Raw genomic sequence first — 11,952 nt, forward strand, 5'->3', positions numbered from 1 at the left:
CTTATTAATCATTAATAGAATGATAAAAGAAGCCTTGAAACAATTTAGGTTGATGTAGGATTATAATGAAGTATAATCAGTCTAGATACTCCTGTTTTAAATCGTTTTAATTAAAGATTTCGAAATCCGAACCGAAGCAATTTTTGAAGCGATGATTCCTAAAACAGAAATTGTTAGTAATACAACAATAATATTCGGAATAGTAATTGCCACAGGATAAGGTAGGCTAGGCGTAATCATAACTAAAGAAAAGGCTTGTTGTAAGCCAACAATTATAAGTCCAAGTATTAAGCCTACAATACCGCCGAAAATAGACATTAAACTTCCTTGAAAGAAAAATATGCGTCGTATATCTTTTACAGAAGCTCCTAGCTTATAAAGTGTACTTAATGTTTTCTTTTTGTCTAAAATCATCATGACTATAGAGCCAATCACATTAAAAAGTGCAATAATTAAAACTAAGGTGAAGATTAAATACACGGCTAGATTTTCTGTATTCAACATTTTATAAAGCGCATCATTTAACTGAACACGGTTTTTAATAAGTACACTTTCACCTAAAATAGCTTGTAGTTGAGGTTTAATTAAATCTTCGTCTATATTAGGGTTCAATTTAAATTCTAAAGCTGAAACTTGATTTTGCTTATAACTTAAAAGTTCACGAGATTTTTCGAATGCTGTGTATATATACGTTTCGTTTAAAGATTCATTAATATCAAACAAACCAACATTTACACAATGTATGGCATTAAATGCGCTTTTTGTTGAGGTTATTTGTCCTGTTCCTGGTTTCGGTACATAAATGGTAACCGATTTCCCGTAATCTAAAACACCAAGCGATAAATGATTAGAAACACCCCACCCGGCAACCATTTGATCTGTATTTGGACGTAACCAACTCCCTTGAATAATAACAGAATCGATAGCGTTTACCTGATTGTAATTTTCGTCGACACCTTTAATAAATGCGGGGAAATTTTTACCATCGTAAGCTAGAATAACACGTTCTTCAATAATTTTAGAATAGGATGCTACACCGTCTAAATTATTCATGGCTTTAAATTGACTAGAAGATAGCATAAACGATTTTCCAGATTTAGGTACAGCCTTTAAATCGGGGTCTATAATACTAGAAAATTGTAATGTAAAAACCTTTAGACCAGAAAATCCAGAAAGGACAATAAATAAAGAAGCTGCTCCTAGAATAACACCTATAGCAGCAATAATAGTTATAAAATTAATGGCATTGTTACTGCTTTTAGAGCGCAAATAACGTTTGGCAATATACAGCGGAAAATTCAATCTACGACTTTTTATGTTTTCCTAAAAGGTCTGGATTGTTAATAGGGTCGTCTTCACCTTTTAGAGATTTTTCAATTTGATCGATGTACTCTAAAGAGTCGTCTACAAAGAATTCTAAATTAGGCATTCTACGCAATTGGTGTTTTGTACGTTGTGCCAACTCATGTCTAATTAAAGGTGTATTAGAACGAATACCAACCAATAACTCTTTGGCTTTGTCGTTCGGGAAAATACTAAGATACACTTTGGCAATAGACAAATCTACAGTGACATTCACTTTAGATACCGAAATTAAAATCCCTTTCATGCCACCTTGGGTAGCAGCATTTTGAAGTACATCTACTAAATCACGTTGTAAAACTGAGCCTATTTTTTTCTGTCTATTACTTTCCATGCTGCAAAAATAGTTGATATTTAAAGATAATCTTACTTTTTGGTATTAAAATTTACTTGAGTTTATAAAAGTATAAAATAATTAATTCACAGCCTACTACGAGCCTGAGGGTGAGTTTGTATGTTTCATAATTAAAATATTAAAAAAAGTAATTAAAAAAGGTTTGCAGAACATTAAAAATAATAGTAATATTGCACTCCAATTTTGAGGTCCTATAGCTCAGTTGGTTAGAGCACCTGACTCATAATCAGGTGGTCCCTGGTTCGAGCCCAGGTGGGACCACTTCAATAATGGCAAGCCTTTCGAGAAATCGAGAGGCTTTTTTGTTTTGGATAATTTGCTACTGTATTGAGTATTTCTAATATAATCTATTCTATTTAAACAAGATTACTGTATTAATAGTACACCCTCAGCCTCAAAGCGGTATTGCATTTTAGGCATTGTTATGGCTGCAATTTCTTCAGCAGACTTACCCGCATCTTCTGCATAATGTCTTAATTCCTCTACAGAAGTTTCGGTAACAAAAGCTTTTCCATCAACTATAGCTTCTCCTTTAGCATCTAGAGGCATAAAAAAACCATAATCTTTAAATCTAACCAATACGGTCTTATCTCCTTTAACATCTAATGTCATCCAACAGCCTGTTTTAGGGCAAACCTCAACAATTTTTCCTTTCAGTTTAGAGCTAATGGTGTCTCCTAATTTTAAATTTTTATAATGCGCCATCATTGCGTCTGAGGTTAAAACATCAGAATCATTAATTTTTTCACCGTAAGAATCATATGAAATCGCTACTGTAGTATCATCAATAATAGATGCATCCACGGACTTAGGTTTGTTATCGCAAGACCAAATCAACACGTTAATTACCATGAGATAAATTAGTTTTTTCATATTGTATTCGTTTTTAGAGGTTAGTTAAAACAAATTTAGGTGAATTAATTCTGAATTATATGAAAATTATAGAATTCTCTATTTTGGGAATAACGTTATAATAGTCATTAATATAACCTTAGTAAGCTATTTTAAGACTTATCTGGCCACATATCTGGTAATTCGCCACTAAAACCAAATTCTGGTAAAGTATTAATGAGTTCCATGTCTGTATTGCTTAACTCAAAGTCAAACACATCTATATTTTCGGCTATGCGGTCTGGATTGCTTGATTTAGGAATCACTATCGCTTGATGTTGCAGAATCCAACGTAAACAGATTTGAGATACCGATTTGTTGTGTTTTTCTGCAATGGATTTAAGCTCGGGATTGTCGAACACTTTTCCTCTGGCTAATGGCGACCAAGATTCCACTGCTATATTTTTAGATTTACAATAGCCCACTAATTCGGGTTGCCAATAGCCCGGATGAAATTCAATCTGGTTCACCGCTGGTACAACCTTAGCAGTTTCTAATAAAGCATCTAAATGCGATTCAAAAAAATTACTTACTCCAATAGATTTTATTTTGCCTTCAGCTTGTAATTCTTCCATCGCTTTCCAGGTTTCTGCATTGGTTTTCTTCCAATTGGTATAGTTTTTCTGATTCGCTGGCCAATGAATTAAATACAGATCTATATACTCTAAATCTAATCGCTTTAAGGAGGCTTCAAGTTCTATTTTGGTAGATTCGTAACCCAAAGACTCTCGCCATAATTTAGTGGTTACAAACAATTCTTTCCTAGAGATACCACTTTCCTTTATTCCTTTGCCAACTTCGGCTTCATTGCCATAGGCTGCGGCTGTATCTATTAATCGATAACCCTTTTTAATTGCGGTTTTTACAGCAGCTATGCCTTCTTGTTCTGTAGATTTATAAGTTCCGAATCCGAGTTGAGGAGTGGTGTTTCCGTCGTTTAATGTTATGGTTTTCATGATTTTTAATATTTAATTTTGATGTCTAAAAAACTGAATCTAAAGTGTACAAAACTTGAAGTTAGTATATTACAGCCATCACTTTTAATTGTAACACAATCAAGAAAAAAGTGTTTAAATTTTCACTATTCCACTTTAAATTATAAACTATTAGATAACTTTTAATTACAGTCACTATAGATTGCAAATTCCCAATTCCTCTTAACAAAAAATGGATTTAAGCACTTTAGTAAGCAAAGACATCTTATTTTTGTAATTGAAAAAATCCATTCATGACATCAAAATCATCAAAAGAGCCCGGACATTTAAGTAGGGTTAAAATGCCGTTGTCTTTTTTTAGCAGAAACTTTACAGTGTATAGAGTCTTACTATTTTGTGTACTATTTGTAACGCAATCTCAATTATACAGTCAGAATAGTGACAAAAGTATTTCAGTAAACTATGTTGAGAATGATGATTTTATTATTGATGGTGTTTTAGATGAAGCCATGTGGGAACAAGCAATTCCTACTGGAGACTTTACAGAATATTTTCCAACAGATAGTAAGCCTGCAGAATACCAAACCGAGTTAAGAATGTTGTATAATGAGGGCTTCTTATATATTGCTGTAAAAGGCTATGCGCCAGGTAAGAACTATAAAACGCCATCTTACGAAAGAGATTTTAGTATAAGTGGAGCAGATATTGTTAACCTGATGTTCGATACGTATAGCGATAGAACCAATGCCTTTTTATTTGGAATAAATCCGTTTGGTGTAGAACGAGAAGGTGTTATTTATAGAGGAGGAGTAACGGGAGATTTAGATTTAAACTGGAATACAAAGTGGAAAGGAGAGTCTCAAATTTATGATGGCTATTTTATTTCTGAACTTAAAATCCCGATGTCTGCATTTAAATTTAAAGCAGGTATAACAAAGTGGAAATTCTCTGCAATGCGATCAGATACACAATCTAATACAAAGAGTTCATGGTCTAGAGTTCCTCAAAATCAAAATCAGCTTAACTTAGGGTATTTTGGAGATTTAATTTTTGAAAAACCACTACAGAAAACAAGAAATCCTATTTCTGTAATTCCTTATGTTACCCCTTCTTTTACGAATAGAAATTATGAAGGTGAAAAGTCTTTCGATTTTAAAGCTGGTTTCGATGCTAAAATTCCTATTAAAAGTAGTTTAATGTTAGACTTAACGGTGTTACCAGATTTTTCTAGTGACGATGTGGTATCAGGAACTAATAATGTCACTCAATTTGAAATAAAACAGGACGAAACTCGATTGTTTTTTATTGATAATGGCGATTTGTTTAACGGATTTGGAAATACAGACAATGCCTTGCCTTTTTATTCGAGACGTGTTGGTTTTGCAAAAGACAAAGAGGGTCAGGATGTTGTAGTGCCACTTTCGGTAGGAGCGAAATTTACTGGGAAAATCAATAACAAATTAAGAATTGGGATATTAGATGTCCAAACCGAAGAAGATAAAGGAGAGTATATACCTTCTAATAATAATTTAATTATTGCTGCCGAACAAAAGGTTTTTAATAAATCGAATATTTCAATGTTCTTTATTAATAGGCAAGCAACGAATTTTAATGAAGAAAGCTCTGGTACAGAATACAACCGTGTTGCTGGTACAGACTTTAATTTCTTTTCTAAAAATAATAGTGTCGATGGTAAGGCGTTTTTTCATAAATCGTTTACTCCCGGAATCGATGGTGATGCAATTTCTGCGGGAACAGATTTAAATGTAGAAAAAAGAACTTATTCGTTAGGTCTTACTACACAATATGTGGATAACGGATTCGTGTCGGATCTTGGCTATATAAAACGTAGTGATATATTAAGAGCAAATCCTTCAGTTAAGTATAATTTATATCCAAAATCTGATGCTATAAATACTATTATATTTAGTGGTAGTTATAATGGGTATTGGAGAGCTTCTGGCGGGAATGATCTTAGGGAAGGATATACGGCTTTAGGTGCCGAAATAAACTTTACAAGTGGTGCTTTAGTTTCATTAACGGGTAATAAAAACTACGAATATTTATACACCCCTTTTGATCCCGTAGGAGCCAAAGGTAACGGAGAACCTGTGCCGGTTGGAGGTTATAATACTATAGATTTTGATCTAGATTTTAATACCGATAAACGTAAGGCATTTTGGCTTGAGGGTACAGCGACTTATGGCTCTTTTTACACTGGCGATAAGTTTAGTGCAGATGTTACGTTTCAATATAGATATCAGCCGTTATTTTTTGTTTCTGTACAAATTCAATACGACGATATTAAACTACCGGAACCTTATTCTTCTGGTCAGATTTGGTATTTGGGGCCAACACTTAATGTGACGTTTTCTAAAACATTATTCTTTAATACCGATGTGCAATACAGCTCGCAATCGGATAGTTTCTTATTGGTCTCCCGTTTGCAATGGAGATATGCGCCACTATCAGATGTATTCTTAACATTTACAGATACAGATAATACCAATCCTTTCGAACTTGTAGAAAGAGGATTGTATTTAAAAGTTACCTATTGGTTAGATATTAATAGAAGGAAATAATGCACAAGGTGTTATCGTCGTGTATTCAAAATGAAATCGGTGTTTTTGACTTTAGAGTTTGCTGAAAAAATCCCAAATTAAAACATCAGAGGCTAATCCAGAATTGGCTTTTGTTGGTAAATCGTGTCCAAATCCATCAAGTTTATAATACCATACCTGATTATTATTTATGCCTTTCTTGTAGTGGTGTGCTTCAATGTTCGGATAAGACCGACTGTCTTTTTCCGTACATCTATTTAATTTTGACCAGTACTCTATTATGGTATCCATAGCAGGAGCTCCGCCCCAACCATATGCGGTAGACATACTACCATCAATAGGAACGGCCTTGTCTTGGGTTCCAGATATCTGTAATATTGAAATAGGGAAAGCATGGGCCTCTCTGTTCTTCCAAGTAGCGCCAGACATTGTGCCACCAATAGAGGCTATGGCCTTAAATACTTTTGGTGATTCGCAGGCCAAAGTATAACTCATAAAGCCTCCGTTAGATATACCACATACAAAAGTCCGTTTTGGGTTTAGCTCATATTTGGTTTGTAAGTGTTTTGCGAGCTCAGTAATATAGCCCGTATCGTCTATAGTAGATGCTTGTAAGTCGCAGTTCCAGTAGGGTTTTCCAGTATTACTATCCAGAGTACCTTGTGGATAACACACCATAAAATTGTTAAGAGAAGCAAGACTGTCTAATCGTAAACTTTGTTTATAATCTTTGGCATAACGGCCATAACTATGCAGTACAAAAACTAAAGGCGCATTTTTCGATAAATTGTCGGGTTTATACAGGACATAAGTGCGTTCTAAATTATCGTGTCTAAACGTATTTTTAATATTGTTTTTCTTGCAAGCGCACAAAAGTAAAACCACGAGTATTACTGTGTAAAATTGAATATGTCGGTTTTGTGCTATCATTTTTAACACCGTAATAGATTATGTTTTTAATTTGAAAACAGATGTATTGTGTTGATTATTAATTTGCTGTAAGTTATAAATTTATTTTAAATCTGTTTCATGGTACTAAATTGTCTTTGCTTATAACGTATAAGAGGTTACAGCGGAGGTTCTTAAAAATAAGCATTCTAATACTGTGAGTACATTTCATTTCATTTATAACATATTGATTCTGCATTATTTAGTATTAGAGTTTTATATGCGTTTTTATTTGTTAAATTTTTAACTTTTGCGTAAGTTTGGTTTACCAATCTGGTTTACCAGATAGAAATAAACAATTAACTAAAACAGATTTAACTAATGAAAAAAATTACACTATTTTTTCTATTACTGTGTACCATGACAGTAATGGCACAAAACAAAACCTACTTTATCGATGACCCTGAGTCGTTGCGGGATGTATTTTATCAGCCAGGTGATGAAATTATCCTAAAAAATGGGGTTTACGATACAGATGAGCGTATGCGATTTCTGGGTTCTGGTACCGCAGAAAATCCTGTTATCTTTAGAGCAGAAACACCTGGAGGTGTTATTCTTACTGGTGGTGCACGATTAACCATTGGTGGAGAAACAGACGATGATACTGGTGAAAAAATTGCAACAGGAGAATATTTAATTGTAGATGGTCTTTATTGGAAAGGCGGTTACGGCGCTAACAATTTTATAGAGTTTAGAAATGGTTACGACTTTGCACACCATAGTACCATTCAAAATTGTGCTATCGATGGACTGGAAATCGAACCAGACGATATAGAAGAAGGAGTTTATGCAAAACACCGTTGGATTGTATTGTATGGAACTTACAACAGTGTTTTAAACTGTTCATTTATGAATAAGAAAAGTGCAGGTGCTTTAATATTAGCAGAATATTCATATAATGCTGTAGGACCACCTTACGGAGACGACGACGATGATAATGCAAATAATACGCGTTGCGACTTAGTAGGACACACCATTAGTAATAATTACTTTTATAAGTACGAAAAAAAGAATCAGTCTTTTGAAAATGCTGGAGATAGTGAAACCATTCGTATTGGAACAAGTGAATACCAAAATGTAAATAGTGGTGCTGTAGTAAGTAATAATTATTTTGTGGAAGCCGATGGTGAGAATGAAATTATTACCAATAAAAGTAAAAATAACTTTTATATAAATAACACGTTTAGAAGATCTAGAGGATCTTTAGTTTTGCGTCATGGTTCTAATGCTACTGTAGAAGGAAATTATTTTTTAGGTGAAAATGTAGATGGTACTGGAGGTATTAGAATTACAGATAGTGACCATACAATTACTAATAATTACATCCAAGATTGTATTACTGTTTTAGATCAAGCCAAGTGGAATAATGGAATCACATTTATAGGTGGTGGAGATGATGCTGCGGTTAATTGCTCATCTACAAAAGTTTCAAACGGATATCAACAAACAGAGAATATCACGGTATCTAGAAATACAATTGTAAATACAAATGCACCTTTATTTTACAACACAGATAAAGGGTCTACAGATCCAACAGGAGCAGTATCAGATAACTTAATTTATTTTACCACAGATAATGCTAATATTTCAGAAGTAATTTCTGGAGATACAGATAATGCTTACGAAAACCTTGGTACAGCTTTAAGCTATTTAGGAAACGTTTACACAGGAACAACTTTAGGTGTAACTAACGATGGTTTTACTGAAGGAACAGAAGTTACTGCAACAGAAAATGGTGAAATCTTTACGTTTGCAGGTGCAGATGGTAAAGGTGCAGATATGGGGGCTTACCAACCTGCTACAGACAGTATGGTAGGGCACAGTATTGGAGCTTGTTTCTTAAATAATGAAGGTAATGGTATCACAGATGGTAACTGTACTATCGAAATCCCGGAATCTATAATTGTGAGTAGTATTCCAACATTTCCTTATGAAGCTAGTAGTGCAGATGTTACTGTTACGGCTAATGTAGGATGGACTGCAGTATCTAATAACGATTGGATAACTATCGAACCAGATGCAGCCGATGGCGATGCAACTGTTGTGGTTTCGGTAACCGAAAACACAGAATTAACAAGCAGAGAAGGGTCTGTAACATTTACACAAGTAGATGGCGGAGATGGTATTGTAAGAGAATTAGTTGTAACTCAAGATGGTGGACCTAGAACCGATTTAATAGAAGGGGTTTCTATTGCCTTTGTTTCTAAAGAAAATAGTTCTAAGAATGAAGTTGCGACAAATATGTTGGATAAAGATTTAAGTACTGTTTGGACAGCAGACGATGGAGATATTGTTGCTGGAGATTATAAAGGCGATGGAGAATATGTTATTCTTGATTTAGGAGGTACTTATAATTTAGACTTTATGCAGTTTAACACTACCGATAAAAGTGAAGCATTCGGGTATCAAGTGTTAGTATCTACAACTGGTATAGATGATGCAGATTTTTCAATGATTTTACCTACTGAAGACGATTTATTATTTACCGCAACAAACTCTACCGCGTATAACGAGTACGATGTTAATGCTAAAGCTAAATATGTTAAGGTTATAGGTTTCGGAAGATTTAAAGAAGTAGATGATTCAGATAGAGCTACTGCAGATTATAGTCGATCTAGTGCGTGGACTGCAATTGGAGAAATTGAATTTTTCGGAGACAAAGCGCGTGAGAATTTAATTAACACAGGTGGGGCAGATGATCCTGTATCTGTAAATTCTTTTTCTAGTGATAATAGTTCTAAAGACGAAGTTGCTACAAACACTTTAGATAAAAATTTAAACACGGTATGGGCCGCGCAAGATGGTAGTGTTTTAATAGACGATTATAAAGGTGATGGGGAGTATATTATATACGATTTAGGAAGTCCTTATACATTAGACTTTATTCAATTAAATACTACAGATAAAGACGATGCCTTCGGAATCCAAATTTGGGTATCTACAACAGGTACAGATGATGCAGACTTTTCTAAAATCGTTCCAAGTGCTGGAGACTTAGAGTTTACAGCAACAGGTACAACAGATTTTAATCAGTATATAGTTGATGCCGATGCACGTTATGTAAAATTAATAGGATATGGAAGATTTAATGCCGATGGAGATAAGAGAGAAAGCGCTTGGTCTGCTATAGGAGAGATTGAGTTTTACGGAGAGTCAACAACCTTGTCGACAACAGATATAACTAAAAACAGTCTGAAATTGTATCCAAACCCAGTTACAAACGGAGTTCTGTATTTAAGTAAACAATCTGGTAATTTTGATACCTTAAGAATTTACGATGTTTCTGGTAAAACTATTTTATCGAAAGCATTAAACGGATCAATGGCTAAAGAAGAGCTTAACGTGTCTTCATTATCCCCAGGTTTATATTTTGTTGAAATTTCAAATGCTAGCAGCAGAGTTGTTAATAAAATAGTGGTTTCTAAATAACCGGTATTTTAAACACTAATAATTTTTAACCCTCAGAGAATACCATTCTCTGAGGGTTATTTTTTTGACCTTACAAAAATACCACAGTTTAAAAACCTTCTAAATAATATACTGCGTATAAGTTATTATCTTTAAGTACGACCTAATAGTAGTTAACAATCAATTTATGGAACACATTGCCATTATAGGAAACGGAATTTCGGGTGTGACGCTTGCGAGACATATCAGAAAAAATTCGGATAAAAGGATAACTATAATCTCTTCAGAAACAGAACATTTTTTTTCACGCACAGCGCTCATGTATATTTACATGGGACATATGAAGTTTGAAAATACAAAGCCCTACGAAGATTGGTTTTGGGATAAGAACAGAATCGAGCTCAAGAAAGGCTTCGTAAAACAGGTCGATACCACTTCAAAAACACTTCATTTTGCAGAAGGCGATACGCTTAAATACGATAAACTCGTCATTGCAACAGGAAGTAAACCTAATAAGTTTGGATGGCCAGGGCAGGACCTTAAAGGTGTTATGGGCATGTATCATAAACAAGATTTAGAAAGCTTAGAAACCTATGCGCCTAATAAGGAAACATGTAATAGAGCCGTTATTGTTGGAGGCGGATTAATTGGTATTGAAATGGCAGAAATGCTAAATTCCAGAAATATTCCGGTTACATTTTTAGTGCGTGAAAATAGTTTTTGGAATGGTGTGTTACCTAAAGGCGAAAGTGAAATGATTAACCGTCATATAAAAAGCCATCATATAGACCTTAGGTTGTCTACAAACTTAAAGGAAATTGTTTCAGACGAAAACGGCAAAGTAAAATCTGTAATTATTGAAGAAACAGGAGAGGAAATTCCGTGTAATGTAGTGGGCCTTACAGCTGGAGTTGCTCCAAATATCGACTTTCTAAAAGACTCTGGTGTAGCAATAGGTCGTGGTGTAAAAGTGAATCGGTTTTTAGAAACTAACGTAGCAGATGTTTATGCTATTGGCGATTGTGCCGAGCAACACGAAGCTATCGGGAACAGACGTCCAATAGAAGCTGTTTGGTATACTGGTCGTATGATGGGAGAAGTATTAGCGCAAACTATTTGTGGCAATAAAATGGAATACAAACCAGGACATTGGTTTAATTCGGCGAAATTTTTAGATATCGAATATCAAACCTATGGATGGGTGTTTAGTGAAAGGAGTAAATCTGAACACGAAGCAAATTTTCATTGGAAGCATGTAGACGATACCAAATGTATTACTGTAGCCTACCATAAAAACACGAACCTATTTTTAGGGATTAATACTTTTGGAATACGTATGCGTCATGAAGTATTCGACCGTTGGCTTACCGAAGCACGCGATGTAGACTATGTCATGCATCATTTGGCCGAAGCTAATTTTGATCCTGAATTCTACAAAACTTTTGAAACCGATATTTTAAAAGCCTACACTAACCAATTACAAACGGTATAA

Annotated in this window: 8 protein-coding genes and 1 tRNA gene; 4 read left to right on the top strand and 5 right to left on the bottom strand. The window is 34.4% G+C overall.

Features of this window, described 5'->3' with window-relative positions; genetic code table 11:
- Nucleotides 1-96 precede the first annotated feature (96 nt).
- Nucleotides 97-1,302 (bottom strand): ABC transporter permease, encoded by a 1,206-nt coding sequence (locus BN863_RS00005; protein ID WP_038525897.1) that lies wholly within the window; start codon nt 1,300-1,302, stop codon nt 97-99.
- A 1-nt stretch (nt 1,303) separates the two neighbouring features.
- Complete coding sequence (gene rbfA / locus BN863_RS00010) at nt 1,304-1,696, bottom strand: 30S ribosome-binding factor RbfA (RefSeq protein ID WP_038525900.1); 393 nt, start codon at nt 1,694-1,696, stop codon at nt 1,304-1,306.
- A gap of 208 nt (nt 1,697-1,904) precedes the next feature.
- Here rbfA and BN863_RS00015 point away from each other — a divergent pair.
- Nucleotides 1,905-1,978: transfer RNA gene (locus tag BN863_RS00015), tRNA-Ile, on the top strand.
- A 105-nt stretch (nt 1,979-2,083) separates the two neighbouring features.
- Here BN863_RS00015 and BN863_RS00020 read toward each other — a convergent pair.
- Nucleotides 2,084-2,590 carry a DUF4920 domain-containing protein gene (locus BN863_RS00020; RefSeq protein WP_038525903.1) on the bottom strand — a complete coding sequence of 169 codons (507 nt, stop codon included), beginning with the start codon at nt 2,588-2,590 and terminating at the stop codon, nt 2,084-2,086.
- 131 nt (nt 2,591-2,721) lie between these two features.
- Entirely contained in the window at nt 2,722-3,564 is an 843-nt protein-coding gene (locus tag BN863_RS00025) for an aldo/keto reductase (protein ID WP_038525906.1), read from the bottom strand.
- Between the two features lie 272 nt (nt 3,565-3,836).
- Here BN863_RS00025 and BN863_RS00030 point away from each other — a divergent pair, with 272 nt between their 5' ends.
- On the top strand, nt 3,837-6,125 hold the full coding sequence (locus BN863_RS00030) for a DUF5916 domain-containing protein (protein WP_051774389.1): 2,289 nt from the start codon (nt 3,837-3,839) through the stop codon (nt 6,123-6,125).
- Between the two features lie 51 nt (nt 6,126-6,176).
- Here the strand turns inward: BN863_RS00030 and BN863_RS00035 are convergent, their stop codons facing one another.
- Nucleotides 6,177-7,034: an alpha/beta hydrolase family esterase gene (locus BN863_RS00035; protein ID WP_051774392.1), complete on the bottom strand. Its 858-nt coding sequence runs from the start codon at nt 7,032-7,034 to the stop codon at nt 6,177-6,179.
- A gap of 339 nt (nt 7,035-7,373) precedes the next feature.
- Between BN863_RS00035 and BN863_RS00040 the strand changes: the two genes are divergently transcribed.
- Nucleotides 7,374-10,481: a chondroitinase-B domain-containing protein gene (locus BN863_RS00040; RefSeq protein WP_158408957.1), complete on the top strand. Its 3,108-nt coding sequence runs from the start codon at nt 7,374-7,376 to the stop codon at nt 10,479-10,481.
- A 166-nt stretch (nt 10,482-10,647) separates the two neighbouring features.
- Complete coding sequence (locus BN863_RS00045; RefSeq protein ID WP_038525909.1) at nt 10,648-11,952, top strand: NAD(P)/FAD-dependent oxidoreductase; 1,305 nt, start codon at nt 10,648-10,650, stop codon at nt 11,950-11,952.

The sequence above is a fragment of the Formosa agariphila KMM 3901 genome, from assembly GCF_000723205.1.
GTDB classification, from domain to species: Bacteria; Bacteroidota; Bacteroidia; order Flavobacteriales; family Flavobacteriaceae; genus Formosa; species Formosa agariphila.